Source organism: Streptomyces sp. NPDC088746, from assembly GCF_044751065.1.
Classification (GTDB): domain Bacteria; phylum Actinomycetota; class Actinomycetes; order Streptomycetales; family Streptomycetaceae; genus Streptomyces.
This window is the reverse complement of record NZ_JBIVLA010000004.1, coordinates 554,549-571,641: the sequence shown is the minus strand read 5'-3', so window position 1 is coordinate 571,641 and position 17,093 is coordinate 554,549. Positions and strand designations below refer to the sequence as shown.

The 17,093-nt window shown below is 70.2% G+C and carries 14 protein-coding genes; 10 read left to right on the top strand and 4 right to left on the bottom strand.

The genetic code is table 11. From position 1 onward, the window contains the following. Positions 1-13 precede the first annotated feature (13 nt). A complete protein-coding gene (locus tag ACIP63_RS21485; protein ID WP_401517800.1) occupies positions 14-2,479 on the top strand; it encodes a beta-glucosidase H in 2,466 nt (821 codons plus the stop codon). A 92-nt stretch (positions 2,480-2,571) separates the two neighbouring features. Here ACIP63_RS21485 and ACIP63_RS21480 read toward each other — a convergent pair whose 3' ends face one another. Further along, positions 2,572-3,765 carry a M20 family metallopeptidase gene (locus ACIP63_RS21480; RefSeq protein ID WP_401517797.1) on the bottom strand — a complete coding sequence of 398 codons (1,194 nt, stop codon included), beginning with the start codon at positions 3,763-3,765 and terminating at the stop codon, positions 2,572-2,574. Positions 3,766-3,799: 34 nt separating this feature from the next. After that, positions 3,800-5,239: an MFS transporter gene (locus ACIP63_RS21475; RefSeq protein WP_401517795.1), complete on the bottom strand. Its 1,440-nt coding sequence runs from the start codon at positions 5,237-5,239 to the stop codon at positions 3,800-3,802. Positions 5,240-5,378: 139 nt separating this feature from the next. Here ACIP63_RS21475 and ACIP63_RS21470 point away from each other — a divergent pair, with 139 nt between their 5' ends. The 4 genes from ACIP63_RS21470 to ACIP63_RS21455 all read left to right on the top strand — a co-directional run bounded on the left by ACIP63_RS21470 (position 5,379) and on the right by ACIP63_RS21455 (position 9,335). Further along, positions 5,379-6,413: an Lrp/AsnC family transcriptional regulator gene (locus ACIP63_RS21470; protein ID WP_401517792.1), complete on the top strand. Its 1,035-nt coding sequence runs from the start codon at positions 5,379-5,381 to the stop codon at positions 6,411-6,413. A gap of 195 nt (positions 6,414-6,608) precedes the next feature. After that, positions 6,609-7,751: an acyl-CoA dehydrogenase family protein gene (locus ACIP63_RS21465; protein ID WP_401517789.1), complete on the top strand. Its 1,143-nt coding sequence runs from the start codon at positions 6,609-6,611 to the stop codon at positions 7,749-7,751. A 46-nt stretch (positions 7,752-7,797) separates the two neighbouring features. After that, positions 7,798-8,175: a Zn-ribbon domain-containing OB-fold protein gene (locus tag ACIP63_RS21460; RefSeq protein WP_401517787.1), complete on the top strand. Its 378-nt coding sequence runs from the start codon at positions 7,798-7,800 to the stop codon at positions 8,173-8,175. Then, entirely contained in the window at positions 8,172-9,335 is a 1,164-nt protein-coding gene (locus tag ACIP63_RS21455; RefSeq protein WP_401517785.1) for a thiolase, read from the top strand. Before ACIP63_RS21460 ends, ACIP63_RS21455 begins: the two co-directional genes overlap by 4 nt. Positions 9,336-9,419: 84 nt before the next feature. Here the strand turns inward: ACIP63_RS21455 and ACIP63_RS21450 are convergent, their stop codons facing one another. Continuing rightward, positions 9,420-10,073 carry a helix-turn-helix domain-containing protein gene (locus ACIP63_RS21450; protein WP_401517782.1) on the bottom strand — a complete coding sequence of 218 codons (654 nt, stop codon included), beginning with the start codon at positions 10,071-10,073 and terminating at the stop codon, positions 9,420-9,422. Between the two features lie 147 nt (positions 10,074-10,220). Here ACIP63_RS21450 and ACIP63_RS21445 point away from each other — a divergent pair, with 147 nt between their 5' ends. The 3 genes from ACIP63_RS21445 (at position 10,221) to ACIP63_RS21435 (ending at position 13,558) form a co-directional block, all read left to right on the top strand. Further along, the gene (locus ACIP63_RS21445; protein ID WP_401517779.1) at positions 10,221-11,153 is read left to right on the top strand and encodes an amidohydrolase family protein; all 933 of its coding nucleotides are present in this window, start codon (positions 10,221-10,223) and stop codon (positions 11,151-11,153) included. Beyond that, on the top strand, positions 11,153-12,328 hold the full coding sequence (locus tag ACIP63_RS21440; RefSeq protein WP_401517777.1) for an LLM class flavin-dependent oxidoreductase: 1,176 nt from the start codon (positions 11,153-11,155) through the stop codon (positions 12,326-12,328). The genes ACIP63_RS21445 and ACIP63_RS21440 overlap by 1 nt, the downstream gene beginning before the upstream one ends. A 105-nt stretch (positions 12,329-12,433) precedes the next feature. Further along, positions 12,434-13,558 (top strand): LLM class flavin-dependent oxidoreductase, encoded by a 1,125-nt coding sequence (locus ACIP63_RS21435; RefSeq protein WP_401517774.1) that lies wholly within the window; start codon positions 12,434-12,436, stop codon positions 13,556-13,558. Between the two features lie 23 nt (positions 13,559-13,581). Here ACIP63_RS21435 and ACIP63_RS21430 read toward each other — a convergent pair whose 3' ends face one another. Further along, entirely contained in the window at positions 13,582-14,493 is a 912-nt protein-coding gene (locus tag ACIP63_RS21430) for a LysR family transcriptional regulator (protein ID WP_401517771.1), read from the bottom strand. A gap of 143 nt (positions 14,494-14,636) precedes the next feature. Here ACIP63_RS21430 and ACIP63_RS21425 point away from each other — a divergent pair, with 143 nt between their 5' ends. After that, entirely contained in the window at positions 14,637-15,929 is a 1,293-nt protein-coding gene (locus ACIP63_RS21425; protein ID WP_401517770.1) for an MFS transporter, read from the top strand. 28 nt (positions 15,930-15,957) lie between these two features. Continuing rightward, entirely contained in the window at positions 15,958-17,088 is a 1,131-nt protein-coding gene (locus ACIP63_RS21420; protein WP_401517767.1) for an LLM class flavin-dependent oxidoreductase, read from the top strand. Positions 17,089-17,093 lie beyond the last annotated feature (5 nt).

The following is a 17,093-nucleotide window of genomic DNA, read 5'->3' as shown; positions in this document are numbered from 1 at the left end:
GCAAGGAGATCCCATGCAGCACCCCGAGGCCGTCGAAGCCCGTATCGAAGAACTGCTCACCCGACTCGACCTGGAAGGCAAGGTCCGGCTGCTGACCGGGGAGGGAATGTGGAGCACCCACTCCGAAGCGGCGGTCGGCCTCCGCCGCATGGTGCTCTCGGACGGCCCGGCCGGTGTCCGCGGCGAGGCGTGGGACGAGCGGGACACCTCCGTCAGCCTTCCCTCTCCCACCGCCGTCGCGGCGACCTGGGACCAGGAACTGGTCCGCCGGCTCGGAGCGCTGCTGGCGGCCGAGGCCCGCCGCAAGGGCGTGGACGTCCTGCTCGGCCCGACCGTCAACCTGCACCGCAGCCCCCTGGGCGGCCGCCACTTCGAGTGTTACTCCGAGGACCCGCTGCTCACCGCCCTCATCGGTTCGGCCTATGTCAACGGAGTGCAGGAGCACGGCGTCGCCGCCACGCCGAAGCACTTCGTCGGCAACGACTCCGAGACCGACCGGATGACCGTCGACGTCCGAGTCGACGAGCGCACCCTGCGGGAGCTCTACCTCGCCCCGTTCGAACAGATCGTCGCCGACGCCGGGCCCTGGCTCGTCATGTCCTCGTACAACGCCGTCAACGGCCCCACCATGACCGAGAACCCGCTGATCAACGACGTCCTCAAGGCGGAGTGGGGCTTCGACGGCGCGGTCGTCTCCGACTGGACCGCGGTGCGATCCACCGACGCCGCAGGAGCCGCGGGCAACGACCTGGCCATGCCCGGACCCGCCGGACCCTGGGGCGACGCCCTGGTGACCGCCGTGCGCGAGGGGCGAGTCCCGCAGGCGGCGATCGACGACAAGGTACGCCGGCTGCTCCGCCTCGCCGCACGCGTCGGCGCCCTGGACGGCTTCGCCCCGGCAGCCCCGGCCCCCGCGCCCGTGGCCGAGCCGGACATCGCCGCCCAGCTCCGCGAAGCGGCGGCCGCGGGCACGGTCCTCCTGCGTAACGAGTCCCAGACCCTCCCGCTGAATCCGGGCACCCTGCGCAAGGTCGCCGTGATCGGCCCCAACGCCGCCCACGCCCGTATCCAGGGCGGCGGGAGCGCCACCGTCAACGCCCCCTACGCGGTCTCCCCGCTCCAGGGCATCACCGACGCGCTGTCCGCCCACGGCGTCGAGGTCGTCCACACGCCCGGTACCTACTCCACCACGGCCCTGGCCCCCTTCACTCCCGACCAGGTCCTCGACCCGGTCACCGGACTGCCCGGCCTGCGGGCCCGGCTGCTGGACGCCGACGGCGGGGAACTCCTCAGTGAGCACCGCACCAGCGGTCGCCTCGTCTACCTGGGCGTCGACGCCCTGGAGCGCACCGCCACGGTCGAGGTCACCGCGCGCCTGCGTGCGGAGGAATCCGGCGTCCACCGAATCGGCCTGGCCGGAGCCGGTCCGATGCGGCTGGAGATCGACGGTGAGATCCGCATCGACGAGGCCGTCGCCCTGGAGACCGGCGACCCGGTCGAGGCCTTCCTCAACCCCCCGCAGCGCTACGTCGAGACACACCTGGACGCCGGGCAGGAGGTGGCCTACCGGCTGGTCCACACCACGGTCAGCAGCGGCTTCGGCGCGGTCATCCTGACCGCCGGGCTGCGCACGCCGCGCCGCGACGCCGAGGCCGAGATCGGCCACGCCGTCGAACTGGCCGCCTCCGCCGACGCCGTGGTGCTGGTGCTGGGCACGAACGAGCAGGTCGAGAGCGAGGGATACGACCGCACCACCCTCGCCCTCCCCGACGGACAGGACGAACTCGCCGCCCGCGTCCTGGCCGTCGCCCCCAACACCGTGGTCGCCGTCAACTCGGGCGGACCGGTCCTGATGCCCTGGGCCGACCAGGCACCGGCGCTGCTCCTCAACTGGTTCCCCGGCCAGGAGTACGGCAACGCCCTGGCCGACGTCCTGCTCGGCCACCGCGAGCCCGGCGGCCGGCTGCCCACCACCTGGGCCGCGCGCCAGGAAGACGTCCCGGTGATCGACGTCACTCCTGCCGAAGGAGTGCTGAGCTACCGCGAGGGCCTGCACATCGGCCACCGGGCATGGCTGCGCAGCGGCACGCAGCCGGCCTTCTGGTTCGGCCACGGTCTCGGCTACACCACCTGGTCCTACGACGCCCTCGCCGTCCGCCAGGACACCGACGGCGGCTGCGAGTTGCTCGTCGAGGTGACCAACACCGGGACGCGGCCCGGCCGGGAGGTCGCCCAGGCATACCTCGGCCGACCGGGGTCTGCCGTCGAGCGCCCGGTGCGGTGGTTCGCGGGCTACGCAGCCGCGACGGCGCTCCCCGGGGAGACCGTCCAGGTGCGGATCGCCCTGCCCGCCAGGGTGTTCGCCCACTGGGACGTCGAGACCCACGACTGGCAGACCGAACCCGGAACCTTCGACGTTCACGTCGGTTCCTCGGCCGCGGTTCTGCCACTGAACGGTGAGGTCCGCCCCCAGCAGTAACCGGTGCCCCGGGCGGGTGGCGGGGCCGTTGCGGGGCTTGCGAGGAACACGAGGGGCGGCGCCGGGTCCGGCGCCGCCCCGGGATGCCGGAATCAGCCCTGCCGCAGCCTGCGCTCGGCCACCTCTGCAAGGAGCGCGGTACCGACCGGGATCGCACCGTCGTCGAAGACGGCGTACGGGGAGTGGTTGAAGGCGGCGTCGGGTGCGGCGTTCGGCGGGCGCGCGCCCACCATGTACTGGGCGGCCGGCACTTCCGCGGCGACCCGGGCGAAGTCCTCCGAGGCCATGTTCGCGGTCGGTATCCGCAAGAAGGAGTCGGGGCCGTACAGGGCGTGCGCCGCCTCCTCCCCGAGATCCACCGCCTCGGGGGCGCAGACCAGGGCCGGATACTGGACCTCACTGCGGACGTCGGCGGTCAGTCCGTGCGCGGTGGCGATGCCCCCGCACAGGGCTTCGGCCCGGCCGAGGAAAGCTGTCATGCCCTTCTCGGAGGTCGCTCGCACCGTGGCGCCGAACGTGGCGTCGGCGGGGATCACGTTCACTTTCGTACCGGCGTGGAAGGTCCCCACCGTGATGACCACCGGGTCGAAGGCGTTCGCGGTCCTGGTGACCAGGGTCTGCAACGCGGTGACCATCTCCGCGGCCACCGGCAAAGGGTCCGCCGCCTGATGCGGGTTGGAACCGTGGCCGCCCCGCCCGCGGACGGTGACGTGGAGTTCGGCGCTGCTCGCCGTCGCCGTCCCGGCGCGTCCTCCCATCATGCCCAGCGGAACCCCGTTGGAGGCCACATGCACCGAGTACGCGCCCACCAGCGGCTGCCCGGCGGCCTCCAACACCCCCTCGTCGATCATCAGGCCCGCGCCGTTGTGGCCCTCCTCACCGGGCTGGAACATGAAGACGACGGTGCCGGGCAGCTCGGAACGCCGCGCCGACAGCAGCCGGGCGGCGCCCACGAGCATGGCGGTGTGCTGGTCGTGCCCGCAGGCGTGCATGGCGCCCTCGACCTGCGATACGTACGGCACGTCGGTCAGTTCCTGCACCGGCAGTGCGTCCATGTCCCCGCGCAGAAGCACAGCAGGGCCGGGCCTGCCTCCGCGCAGGACCGCGGTGACGGACGACAGCTGCTTGCCGGTGGTGATGTCCAGGGGCAGTCCGCTCAAGGCCTCGAGCACCTTGGCCTGGGTGCGCGGCAGTTGCAGGCCGGTCTCGGGTTCGCGGTGCAAGGAATGGCGTAGTTCGACGAGCTCTGCCGCCATCGATTCGGCCTGCTGTCGGTAGGTGGTCATGGATTCCTGCTCCTTGATCGATGATGGTGAGGCGTCAGCCGGTGGTGACCGGGAGGGGTTCAGCTGCCGGGCGGACGGCGCCGACGGGGCGGACGGTCATGGCGGCCAGGGCGATCAGCACGGCGACGGCGGCACAGCAGGCCCAGACGACGCGGTAGGCGTTCTCCGTGGGCACCTCGGTGCCCTGCAGGGTGACCGCGGTGAGGACGGCGGCGAACACAGCGCCGGCGACGCTGCCGCCCAAGGTCTTGGCGGTGTTGTGCAGGCCCGTGGCGATTCCGGTGCGGTCGGCGGGGCTGGCGTCCATGATCAGGGCGGGCATCGCACTGATGCACAGCCCGGTGGCGAAGCCGATCATGCCGTTGGCGACGACGAACTGCCAGGGTTCGCCGTGCGCGAGGACGAGCGCCGCGTATCCGGCGGTCATCAGCCCGCCGCCGGTGGCGAGCACGGTACGGGGACCGACCCGACGGATCAGGCGCCCGGCGGCCGTGGCTGCGGCGAAGGCCATCAAGCCGTTCGGCAGCATGAGCCAGGCGATGCCGAGGGTGTCGTACCCGAACCCGTACCCGAGCTGGGAAGGCGGACTGGCCACGAAGACGGCAGCGGCGGTCTGCGCGCCGAACGTCGCGGTGCCGAGCATGAAGGCGGCGACGTAGACGGGGAGCAGTTCGCGGCGCACGGTCAGGCGCAGGTCCACGATGGGATCGGCCACGCGCAGTTCGACGCGGACCCACGCCGCCGCGGCGACCAGGGCGACGGCGAACAGCCCGAGGGTGCGGGCGTCGAGCCAGCCCAGCTGCGGCCCTTCGGCGATACCGAGCAGCAACGCGGCAAGTCCGCCGCTGAGCAGTGCCGCCCCGGCCCAGTCCACCCTTCCGGCCGCGCGGGTCACCGACTCGGGTACGAGGAAGAACACCACCCCCACGCAGAGGAGGGCGGCCACCGCCGGGATCCAGAGGATGCCCCGCACACCGGATATCGCCTCGCCCAGGACACCCGACAGCACCAGCCCGGCGCTGGCCCCGAGGGTGAGTGACCCGACCAGAAACGCGACCGCGCCCCTTGCACGCTCCGGGCTGAGGCGGTCGCGGACCAGGCCGATCTCCAGCGGCAGCAGTGCGGCCAGCGCACCCTGAAGCACACGGCCGAACAGGAGCACCGCATAGGTGGGTGCCCAGGCGACGAGCACCGAGCCGGCAGCCAGCGTCACGATGGCGACACGCAGCAGCCTGCGGTGTCCGTACATGTCGCCGAGACGCGCGAACAGCGGTACGCACACGGCTGAGGAGAGCAACTGGGCGCTGCTGACCCAGTTCAGGTTTCCCGCGCTGACATGCAGCTCCGTCCCGATACGTGGGAGCAGGGCCGGCATCATGCCCTGGACGAGGCCGCTGACGAGCTCGACGAACACAAGGAAGCCGACGACGGCGAGGCTTCTCGGTACGGGCGAGGGAGGACCGGGCTGAGTCATGGGGCTCCATAGGAATGAGGACCAGAGGTTTCGCAGCTCTGGACGCACGCTAAATTCGTCATGAGCGGCCACACCAGATCGTCGTAATTTTCCATGGAGGAAGATCAAATGCTGGATTTTCCCACTGCGGAGGACGGCCGTGCGTGACGCGGCATCGCTCTCCCCGCTCGACGAGTTGGACCTTGCTCTGGTGAATTCGCTCCAGATCAGTCCGCGTGCCCCCTGGACCGAGATCGCCGGCGCCCTCGGCGTCGACGCGGCCACGGCTGCCCGGCGCTGGGAGCGTCTGCGAGCCGGCGGCTATGCCTGGGTGACGGCCTATCCCTACGACGAATTCGGCAGCGGCGCGCTGATCGAGGTGGACTGCGCACCGGGCCAGGACCGCGCCGTCGCCGAAGCGCTCGCTCAGGAGCCCATGGCGGCCACCGTCGAACTCACCGCCGGGGGGCGCGACCTGCTCGTGACCGCGATCGCCAGGGACTACGCGTCGCTGACCAGCTTTGTCCTCGACCGCGTAGGGGTCCTGCCCGGGGTCACCTCGACCCGCGCGCACCTCGTCACGGGAGGCGCCTACGCCGAAGGCAGTGCATGGCGGCTGCGCAGCCTGACCCCCGCGCAGAAGAAGGCCCTCACCGGTTCTCGACGCTCGACCCGTGACCAGGGGGGCACTCCCTCCGGAAACCACCGGGCGCTGATGCTCGCCCTGGGGGAGGACGGCCGCGCATCGCTGACAGACCTTGCCGCCGGCCTCGATGTGAGCGTCAACACGGTTTCGCGCAGGCTGAAGCGGTTGATCGACTCCGGCAGCCTCGTCCTGCGCTGTGACCTCGCCCCGCCGCTGTCCGGCTCACCGGTCTCCGTCACGTTCTTCGCCTCGGTGGCATCCGAGCACCTGACCTCGACGGCCCGCGCCATCGCCCGTTTTCCGGAGATCCGACTGTGCGTCGGCGTAGCAGGCCCGCAGAACCTGCTGGCCACCGCCTGGGTCGCGTCACTCGTGGACGTACACCTGCTGGAGGTACGTCTCGCGAGTGCCCTGCCGCACCTGCGGATCGCCGACCGCTCCGTCTGTCTGCGCAGGACCAAACACGTGGGGCGGCTGCTGGACGAACAGGGAAGAGCCAGAGGCTTCGTTCCGGTCGACATCTGGGCGGACTCGGCTGAAGCGCGTTGAGGCCCGGACGTTCGATCGGCAGGGCACGTCTCTCTTCGTCCCTTCGACGCTTCCACTCCGGTACACGAAGTAGCGCGGCGTTCCCCAGTCCTGTAGACATAGATAACTAGGTAAGTTACAAGAGGGCCCGCTGCGGGCAGGGGACGGCCTCGTGCCGCCCCGTCACCGACCCGCACCCCAGAAGGGACAACGGACATGGACCCCGCCGACTTCACGGCCGTCAGGGAAGCGGTTCGCCGCCTCGTTCGCGAGGGCGTCGTGCCGCGCGAGGACGAGATCGAGGAGACCGACGCGATCCCGGAGGACATCCGGCGCAAGGCCGTCGACATGGGCCTGTTCGGATACACCCTTCCCGAGGAGCACGGCGGCCTCGGGCTGAACCTCACCGAGGACGTGCAGCTCGCCTTCGAGTTCGGGTACACGACACCGGCGTTCAGGTCGATGTTCGGTACGAACAACGGCATCGCCGGCAAGGTCCTCGTCAGCGCCGGGACCCGGGACCAGCGCGACCACTGGCTTCCACGGCTCGCCGCCGGTGCGGTCGCGTCGTTCGCTCTCACCGAGGCGGAGGCGGGATCGGACCCGTCCGGCCTGACTACCCGCGCGGTCCGTGACGGCGACGACTACGTCATCTCCGGCGCCAAACGCTTCATCACGAACGCGCCGCTCGCCGACCTGTTCGTCGTCTTCGCCCGCACGGGCGAGGAGTCGTACGGCACCAAGGGCATCTCCGTCTTCCTCGTCGAGGCGGACCGTCCGGGAGTCTCGGTCGGCCCCAAGGACCACAAGACGGGCCAGGCCGGCGCCTGGACGGCCGAGGTCTTCCTCGACGGTGTACGGGTCGGCAAGGACGCACTCATCGGCGCCGAGGAGGGCGCCGGCTTCGGTGAGGCGATGAAGTCGCTCGTCCGCGGCCGGGTCCACATCGCGGCCATGTGCGTGGGCATGGCCGAGCGGATCCTGGAGGAGTCCGTGGCGTACGCCGCCGCCGGCAAGCAGGGCGGCCGCCCCCTCGGCGACTTCCAGCTCGTGCAGGCGATGCTGGCCGAGATCCAGACCGGCGCCTACACCGGGCGGGCCGCGGTCCTGGAGGCCGCGCGCCGGTACGACTCGGGCGAGGACCGCAGGATCGGGCCCTCCGCGGTCAAGCTCTACTGCTCCGAGATGGTCTCCCGTGCCGCCGATCTGGGCGTACAGATCCACGGTGGCATGGGCTACATGCGCGGCACCGTGGTCGAACGATGCTTCCGCGACGCCCGGCTGTTCCGTATCTACGAGGGCACCAGCGAGATCCAGAAACTGATCATCGGGCGTGCTCTGCTGAAGGGGGCCAAGTAGCCATGGCCACGACTGGGATACCCCTCCTCCGTCACGGAGGCCGCTCATGAACGCGGCACCCGCCACCGGGTACGCCGAGGGCCTGGCCGCCGGCGAACTCCGCTTCCAGCACTGCACGGCCTGCGACCGGGCGGTGTTCTACCCGCGTGTCCTGTGCCCGCACTGCGGAGCCGACGACGCTCTCTCCTGGCGTACGAGTTCGGGGCGGGGAGTCGTCTACGCGTCGACGGTGCTGCACAAGCGCGGAACCGACCCGTACAACGTCGCGCTCGTCGACCTCGACGAGGGATTTCGCATGATGAGCCGGATCGAGGGAGTGCCCCCCGAGGACGTGGTCATCGGCTCACCCGTACAGCTCGACGTCGTCACCGGTGAGGACGGCGAGGCCCTCGCGGTCTTCCGTCCGCTGGAGGTGCGGTCATGAGCGCGGATCTTCGTGGGAAGGCCGCAGTCGTCGGCGTCGCGGAGTCCGACCTCGGACAAGTGGCTCCGGGCCTGACCCACTTCGACCTCATGGGACAGGCGACCGCCCGCGCCATCGAGGACGCGGGCCTGAAGAAGTCAGACATCGACGGCTTCTTCTGTGCGTCGTCATACCTGCCGTTCCCTACCCTGGACGTCGCCGAGTACCTCGGGATCCGTCCCGTGTACGCGGACTCCACCAATGTCGGCGGCAGTTCCTTCGTGGCGCACCTGCTGCACGCCGCGATGGCGATCGAGGCCGGCCTGTGCACCACCGCCCTCATCGCCTACGGCTCCACGCAGCGTTCCGACGGCGGGCGCCTCGTCTCGCCGACGAAACTCCTGCCCTGGGAGGAGGCCTACAGGCCGCGGTACCCCGTGTCGATGTACGCACTGGCCGCGTCCCGCCACATGTACGAGTACGGGACCACACGCGAACAGCTCGCCGAGATCGCCGTGGCCGCCCGCGACTGGGCGCAGCTCAACCCGAAGGCGTTTACCTACGGACGCGGCCGGCTCACCGTCGAGGACGTCCTGTCCTCACAGATGATCAGCTATCCGCTGACGTCCAAGGACTGCTGCCTCGTCACGGACGGCGGCGGAGCCGTGATCATGACCAGCGCGGAGCGTGCGCGTGATCTCAAGGCCGCGCCCGCGTACTTCCTCGGTGGGGGCGAGGCCACCTGGCATCGTTCCATGTCCCAGATGCCCGATCTCACGACGACCGCGGCGGTGGACTCGGGGCGGCGGGCGTACGGGATGGCCGGACTCAAGCCGTCCGACGTCGACGTGGTGCAGCTGTACGACGCCTTCACCATCAACACGCTTCTCTTTCTGGAGGACCTCGGGTTCTGCGAGAAGGGCGAAGGCGGGTCCTTCGTATCCGGGGGACGCATAGCGCCTGGTGGTGAACTCCCCGTCAACACCAACGGGGGTGGTCTGTCCTACTGCCATCCCGGCATGTACGGCATCTTCCTCATCATCGAAGCGGTCCGGCAGCTGCGCGGGGAGGGCGGGGCGCGACAGCAGCCGCACGCCCGCGTCGCGCTCGTCAACGGGAACGGCGGGGTCTTCTCCAGCCAGGCCACCGCTCTTCTCGGCACCGCGGAGGCCCTTGGGTGACCGGCACGGCCCCCTAGGGGGAGGCACTGATCCAGGCCCGGGAGCACGTTTTCGTCAGCACGGCTCCCGTTCTCCCGCGCGTGATCAGGCCTCTCCCCGGGCCGCCGGCGGGATGCGGGCGCCGAGGTAGTCGGTGACGGCGTCCGACACGTCGTGGATGAACGTGTCCCAGTCACGTCGGGTGTGTTCGGAGAACGTGACGCGGGGGCGGGACCTGAGCACGAGCATCGAGAAGACGATCTCCGTCGCGAACTCCAGATGCGTTCGCCACGCCTGATCCGCCCCGGTGAGGGGTTCCAGGACGGAGCGGAACTCCTGGCTGAGCCGGTTCATCGCCTTGGCGCCCGCACTCTTCTCGGCCTCGCGCTCCGCGTCCTGGCGGTCCAGGCGCAGCAGGGCCGGGCCGTGCCGCCGGAAGACGTGGGCGATGGCCTCCACGGCGGCGACCACCGCGACGTCGAGGGTCTCGGCCCCTGCGGCCCGGGCTCGTTCGAAGGCCGCGTCCTGGTCCTTGCCCACCGTGGCGATGAGGCGTTTCCGGGTGTAGTCGAGCAGCGCTTCGCGGTTGGGGAAGCGAAGGTAGAACGCCCCGCGGCTGACACCGGAGCGGCGCTCGACGCTCCCGACGGTGACGGCGTCCCAGCCGCCTTCGACGAGCAGCTCCACACTCACCTCGTAGATGCGTTCCAGCTTGTCGCGGCTCCGGTCCTGCTGTGGTGCGCGGAGTGCGTCAGCCATGTGATGGCTCCTCAGGGGTGCGTCGGCGGTGCGGCGTGCGGGTGCGGGTGGACGTCTCGGTGCCGACTCGGCGGTGGCAGTGGATACATCTTGACAGACCAAACTAGACCGGTCCAGTCTTGTTTTCCCCGACCGTGGAGGAGACACGTGGTCACCGTCGATGTGCACGCACATCACCTGCCCGCCGTGCTGGGTGAGCGCTTCACCGAGCTGTCAGGCAGGCCGTACCCGCTCCGGCACTCCGAGGACCAGTCCCGGCGCATCGCGGACCTCGACCGTGCCGGTGTGGACCAGCAGGTACTGGGACTCGGCGCGGTGCAGCCGTACTGGCCCGATCGTAGGGCCGCCGTCGACGGCGCGCGGTTCGCCAACGACCTGTACGCCCGCATCGTCGCCGACCACGGCGGCCGGCTCCGCGCCTTCGGCGCCGTGCCGCTGCCGCACACGGAGGACGCGGTCGCCGAAGCGATCCGCTGCCTCGACGATCTGCTGTTCGCCGGAATCGGCCTGGGCTGCTCGGCCGACGGTGTCCCGCTCGACGCACCGCGGTTCGACCCGTTCTGGGCGGAGTTGGATGCCCGTTCTGCCGTGGTCCACCTCCATCCGGGCGTCGCGAACAACCTCGGGGTGGGCGTGGCGGAGTATCCGATGCTGCTCGGCCCGGTGTTCGGGTCACCGGCCGAGGAGGCGATCGCCGTCACCAGGCTCGCGCTCGCCGGGGTCATGACGCGGTTCCCTCGCGTTCGGCTGCTGATCGGAGGCATGGGCGGGAACCTGCTCGTGGCCCGGTCGAAACTCGCCGAGAGCCTCGAGCGTGGGGCGCAGCACGGCGATCGCTTCGAGGCGTCCGAGGTGCTGTCGGCATTGGACGGCCTGTGGTTCGACACCTCGTCGATCGACCCCGTGCTGACGCTGGCCGCCCGGCGGGCCGACGCGATCGACCGGCTCGTGTTCGGATCGGACAGCCCGTGGGGCACCGCCACGCGGGTCACAGAGGAACTCCGGAGCCGCCTGTCCCCGCCCGAGGCGGACGCGGTGCTCGCCCGGGGAGCGGACCTCCTGGAAGGGAAGGCGCACTGATGTACATCGGTTGTTTTCTCGGTCCCACCGGCCGAGGCCCGGCGGACGACCTGCCGCTGATCGACTTCTGTTACGACATGGCGCTCGCCGCCGACAAGGCCGGATTCGCCCTGGTCAACGTCGGTGAGCAGCACTTCACCGGCTACGAGCCCTACAGCTCGCCGTTCATGATGGGCGCGCAAGTGGCCCGGCACCTCGAACGAGCGTGGTTCGGCACCACCGTGGTCAATCTCGCCTACCACAACCCGATCGCGCTGGCCGAGCAGGCCAATCTCATCGACCTGCTCACCCGGGGCAAGTGCTTCATCGGCCTGTCCACCGGCCATCTCCCCTTCATCGCGTCGCAGTGGGGTGTCCCCGCCTCCTACAGCAAGGATGTGGCGCTGCAACGCATCGACGTAGCCCTGCGGGCATGGGCCAAGGAGCCCGGAGACAAGCCGCTGGCGTGGCGGACGGACCTCGAGGAGGGCGTCCTCGCGCTACGGATCATGCCGGTCGGGTACCGCAAGGAGCACCCGGTCATCGGGTTCGCCACCAATACCGACGCCACCATCTCGCACGCGGGCACGCAGGGATGGCCGGTCGCGCTGGGGCGCTACAACCTGGCCGAGGCCGCCCGCAAGACGGCGGTCTACCGGGCCGCGCTCGACGCCGCAGGGCACCCGGACGACGTACGCACGCAATGCCTCGCCCTGTCCAGCGTGACGAAGGCGATCGTCATCGCCGACACGGATGAGGAGGCGTGGGAGATCGCGGAGCGGCAGTTGCGCGGTTTCATGAACTTCACCTACTCCGTCGCCACCCGTCGCACGCTGGAGGACACCCGCTCCATGAAGGAACTGTGGGACGACACCGTCGACGGGCCCGTCGACATCGCCAACAGCACCTTCACCGCGCCCGAGTGGATACAGGCGTCGGCCATCGTCGGCAGCCCGGAGACCGTGGCCCGCCAGCTGCTGGAGTACGCCGACGCGGGGATCGAGGGCATCAACGCCCGTTTCGTGTACGGCGATTTCGACGCGGCCGAGGCCTGGCGCGGCTTCAACCTCTTCGCCGAGAAGGTCATGCCGTTGGTCGACGCCCGGCAGATCCCGGGGCCGACGCCCGAGCGGATCCGTCCCGAGCACCTCGGCACCGGCGCCGGGCACTCGGGGCTGGCGGAGCTGTTCCAGTGAGTTTTCCGCTACGGGCGGCGGCGCGACGGCGCCCCGCCGACCCACCGCCCGCGGGCGTTCGGCGCCCACGCGCAGCCGCACGCCCGGCCAGCTGATCGGAGCGCCATGTACTTCTCCCTGTTCCTCGGCCCCGGCGTGCGCGGCCCGCACGAGGACCGGCGGGCCATCACCCTCGGTATCGAGCAGGCGATCGCGGCCGACGCGGCAGGCTTCACCGCCGTCTACGTCGGCGAACAGCACTTCAACAACTACGAACCCTATGCCGACGGCCTGACCATGGCCGCCTTCCTGGCGGGCCGCCTGCGCCGGGCCTACCTGGGGACCAGCGTCATCCCCCTGGTACTGCACCACCCGTTGTTCGTGGCGGAACGGGCCAACCTGCTGGACCAGCTCACCGGCGGCCGTTTCATCCTCGGTATGTCGAGCGGGCGGCCCCGGGAGGGCAAGGCATGGCACAAGCACGACCTGGCGCCGGCGCAGCGCGCCAGGCTGTTCGACCAGAAGCTGGAGGTGATGCTGAGAGCGTGGGCGCACCGGGCGTCGGACGGGCCGCTCGAGTTCGCCACCGACGACGAGCACGGCGTCATGGAGGGCCGCATGATGCCGGCCTCGTACCGTCGGCCGCACCCCCTGTACGCCATCGGTACGAACACTCCGGCGAAGATCGCCGAGGCGGGACGGCGGGGGCAGAAGGTCCACCTCGGGCCGTTCGATCCCACCGGCGCCGCCCGCCTCGCCACGCTCTACCGTACGAGCATGCAGGAGGCCGGACACCCGGCCGGCCTGATCCAGGAGAACCTGGGCTGGCTCGTCCACACCAAGCTCGTCCTCGTCGGCGAGACCGACGACGAAGCGTGGAAGGTGGCGGAGCACCTGCTCACCGGCCCCATGGTCATCGCGCCGTGGGTCCGGCGCGATCCCGGTCAGGACGGCTGGCCGCTGCGGAAGATCTACGAGGCGGACCCCGGCGAGTTCGCCCCCGCGATGGGGGCACCGGAGAGCCAGGGGGCCTATCTGCGGCGCACGATGGTCATCGGCAGTCCGGAGACGGTCGCCGCCGAGCTGGCCGCTTACCGGGACGCCGGGCTGCCGCACGTACACCTGCGCTTCATCTTCGGCCCTCTCGACGATCCCGACGTCTTCCGCCGCTCGTTCCGCCTGTTCACCGACGAGGTCATGCCCCGGGTGGGCGTCGACACCATGACCGCGCCCGGTGAGGGGCAGGGGTGAAGCGTGTGCATCGTCGGCGGCCCCTAATGAGCGGGCTGCGGGAACATCTCCGTCAGGAGGCCCCGCAACCAGACGTGTTCCAGATCGTGCGTGTAGACCGGGTGCCACCAGAACGCCTCCGTCAGCGGGACGGCGTCGAAGGGGCACTCGAGCGTGCGCAGGTCGGGACGGTCCGCGATGCGCCGGGCGACACGCTCCTGCAGCAGGGCCGCCCGGTTGGTGCCGGCGACGAGGAACGGTACGCCGAGGAAGCTGTCGGCGAAGACCTGCACGGTGGGTTCGACTCCGAGCAACCGCAGTTGGCGGGCGGCCGGGGTGCTTCCGCCCGGACCTCCGAAAGCGTCCACCCACGGGAGCGTGGCGAGGTCGTGCATGGTCAGCTCGTCGCCGACCAGGGCGTTGTCCGCGGAGACGACGCACACCCAGCGGTCCTGATAGAGGTCCAGGTGCGGCAGGTCGGGGAGGTAGCCGTGGGGCATCAGCAGGCCGTCCACGCTGCGCAGGCCCTCCGCTCCCCGTTCGGCGAACTCCGGTGTGATGTGGCGCAGACGCACCCTCATGCGCGGTCCTTCGCGTTCGATGGCCGAGCACACGGCCGACGCTGCTTCGGCGAGCCCGTAGTCCGTGGTGAGCAGGGTGAAGAGTCGCTGTGAGGTGGCGGGGTCGAAGGAAGCCTGGCTCGTGAAGATCCGCTCGGCGCCGTTCAGCGTGTCCCCTGTCATCGCGGCGAGGCGTTCGGCCAGCGGCGTGAGCACGTACTGATTGCCGACCCGGTGCAGCAGTTCGTCGTTGAAGTGCCGTCGCAACCGGGCCAGTGACGCCGACAGGGTCGGCTGGCTCAGCGCCAGGCGCTGAGCGGCACGGCTCACCCCGCGCTCTTTGAGCAGAGCGTCCAGAGCGACGAGGAGGTTGAGATCGATGCTCCGCAGATCCATGAGAGCTCCACCGGATATAGACGAAGGCGATAGCGGCAATCGGAAATTCGGTATTCCCGATGACGTGACGTCGCGGGAAGGTACCACCAACGGGCCGTCGAGAGCCCGGACTTCACCCCATTCCTGGTCATAGGAGAGCCGCCGTGACCGCTTCACCCGTCATACGCAAGTCAGGGCCGCCGGGGGACACACCACGCCTGGGCGCGCGCTTCGTCCTCTCCTTCGGGTTCGGCTACTTCGGGCTGTGGCTGGGCTTTCTGACGCCCGTCATGCTGGTACTGCAGATCCGGGCCGAGGAGATCGCTCCGGACAGCAAGAGCAGCACCCTCTCCCTGGTGCTCGGAGTCGGCGCGGTCTTCGGTCTCCTCGCCAACCCGGTCGCCGGCCGGCTGTCCGACCGCTGTACGTGGCGCCTGGGCATGCGGCGGCCCATCCTGCTGGCCGGTGCCCTCCTCGGATTCGCCGGCCTCCTCCTCGTGGCAGTGGCGGGCGGCGTCCCGATGCTGGTGATCGGCTGGTCGCTGGCGCAGATCGGGTGCAACGCCGTCCTGGCCGCGTTGATGGCGTTGATGCCCGACCATGTGCCTCAGGGGGCCCGGGGCCGGGTGTCGGGGCTGCTCGGTGTCGCCCAGGCGCTGGCCGCCACAGCGGGTGCCACCGTCGGCGGGGCGCTCAGCGAGGTGTCGACCGCCGCTGCCGTTCTCGTGCCCGGCTCCGTGATGGTCGTGGCCGTCACCGTGATGTGTCTGACGCTGAGGGACCGGGTCCTGCCGGCTGCTGAACGGACGCCGCTGAACTGGGGCGACCTGATGCGCAGCTTCACCTTCAGCCCTCGTCGTCATCCCGACTTCGCCTGGGCCTGGCTCAGCCGGTTCGCGATCTTCATGGCGATCTCGGCGGTCCTGAACTACCAGCTCTTCTACCTCACCGATCAACTCGGTCTGGTCGAGGGGCATGCCACCAGGATCATCCCGCTGGGAGTGATGGTGCAGACAGTGGTGGTCGTGGCGGGAAGCGCGGTGTTCGGTCCGCTGTCCGACCGCACAGGCCGCCGCAAGGTCTTCGTGATCGCCGCCGCGGGGGTCGCCGCCGCGGGACTGCTCGTACTCGCCCTGGCCACCGCGCTCCCCATCTACTTCGCCGGCATGGTGCTCATCGGCCTCGGCCAGGGCATCTATTTCGCCGTCGACATGGCCCTGGTCACCGACGTACTCCCGGACCGCGAGCGGGATGCCGCGAAGGACCTCGGGGTGATCAACGTGGCCAACCTCCTGCCCCAGTCGCTCGCCCCGGCCATGGCCCCCGTCTTCCTCACCATCGGCTTCGGGACCCTGTCGAGCGAGCCCGGGAGCAACTACCTGATGCTCTTCGCCGTCGGAGCCCTCTTCGCCGTTCTCAGCGCCGTGTGCATCGCACCCATCCGCGGCGTCCGCTGACCCGAGTCACCCACCCGAGGGAAACACCGTGCACATCTCCGTCTTCATGGGCCCGATGGCCTACTCGCCCGAGCAGGACCGCCCCCTGATCGACCTGTGCGTCGAACAGTCGATCCGCTGCGCCGACCAGGGCTTCGCCATGGTCACCTTCGGTGAGCAGCACTTCAACGGCTACGAGCCCTACAGCAACCCCCTGCTGATGGCCGCCCGCCTCGCCCCGCACCTGGGGGAGACGTACTTCGGCACCACCATCGTTCCCCTGGTCCTCCACCATCCGCTGCGACTGGCGGAGGACTCCAACCTCGTCGACCTGCTGCTGCGCGGCCGGTTCCTGCTGGGGATGTCCGCCGGCCGGGTCGGGTTCTCGCCCGACTTCGAGAACTTCGGACTGGACCCCAGGCGTCGCGACGAGATCTTCGCGAGCAAGCTGGACCTGCTGCGGCGTGCGCAGCGGCAGAGCGCCGGCAGACCTCCGATCGTCATGGACACCGATTGGGACCGTGGTTCGCTGACCGGACGCATCATGCCCGTCTCCTACCGGCGCGACGGGGCGCAGCTCGCCATCGGCACCAACACCCCCGCCAAGGTGCTGGACGCCGCCCGGCGCGGCTTCCCCGTGTTCCTCGGACCCTGCCCTCCCTCGGAGGCCGCCGAACTCCTGGCCCGACACCGCGCGGAACTGGAGAGCAGCGGCCACGACGCCACCGTCATCGACGACGTCACCCGCAAGTCGCTGGTCACCCGGCACATCTTCGTCGGATCCAGTGAGGACGAAGCCTGGGACATGGCCGAAGCAATGGCAGGCCGCGTCCCGATGCTCGACCGCAAGGCCGACCCGCGCCCTCTGCGTGAACTGGCGTCGGTACCTCCCGAGGCGTGGGAGCGGGACCCTTTCCCCGCCCACGCCCGATGGGTGGCGTCCTGGATCCTGGCCGGCACACCGGAACAGGTGACCGACCGGATTCGCGCCTACGACCGGCTCGGCGTCCGCCACCTCAACGTCCGCTTCCTGGTGGGCCCGTACCAGCCCGAACTGGCCAACCGTTCCTTCGACCTGTTCGCCAAGCACGTCCTGCCCGACATCGACAACGAACTCTTCCCGCCGCTCCGTCCCGCGCAGATCGCGGCGGAGCACCAGCCGGCCGACACCGCCCTCTGAGGAGA

Coding starts and splice junctions, on each gene's coding strand:
- ACIP63_RS21475 (WP_401517795.1), bottom strand. CDS start 5,239: ATGACTCAGCCCGGTCCTCCCTCGCCCGTACCGAGAAGCCTCGCCGTC.
- ACIP63_RS21465 (WP_401517789.1), top strand. CDS start 6,609: ATGGACCCCGCCGACTTCACGGCCGTCAGGGAAGCGGTTCGCCGCCTC.
- ACIP63_RS21480 (WP_401517797.1), bottom strand. CDS start 3,765: ATGACCACCTACCGACAGCAGGCCGAATCGATGGCGGCAGAGCTCGTC.
- ACIP63_RS21430 (WP_401517771.1), bottom strand. CDS start 14,493: ATGGATCTGCGGAGCATCGATCTCAACCTCCTCGTCGCTCTGGACGCT.
- ACIP63_RS21460 (WP_401517787.1), top strand. CDS start 7,798: ATGAACGCGGCACCCGCCACCGGGTACGCCGAGGGCCTGGCCGCCGGC.
- ACIP63_RS21440 (WP_401517777.1), top strand. CDS start 11,153: ATGTACATCGGTTGTTTTCTCGGTCCCACCGGCCGAGGCCCGGCGGAC.
- ACIP63_RS21450 (WP_401517782.1), bottom strand. CDS start 10,073: ATGGCTGACGCACTCCGCGCACCACAGCAGGACCGGAGCCGCGACAAG.
- ACIP63_RS21455 (WP_401517785.1), top strand. CDS start 8,172: ATGAGCGCGGATCTTCGTGGGAAGGCCGCAGTCGTCGGCGTCGCGGAG.
- ACIP63_RS21435 (WP_401517774.1), top strand. CDS start 12,434: ATGTACTTCTCCCTGTTCCTCGGCCCCGGCGTGCGCGGCCCGCACGAG.
- ACIP63_RS21485 (WP_401517800.1), top strand. CDS start 14: ATGCAGCACCCCGAGGCCGTCGAAGCCCGTATCGAAGAACTGCTCACC.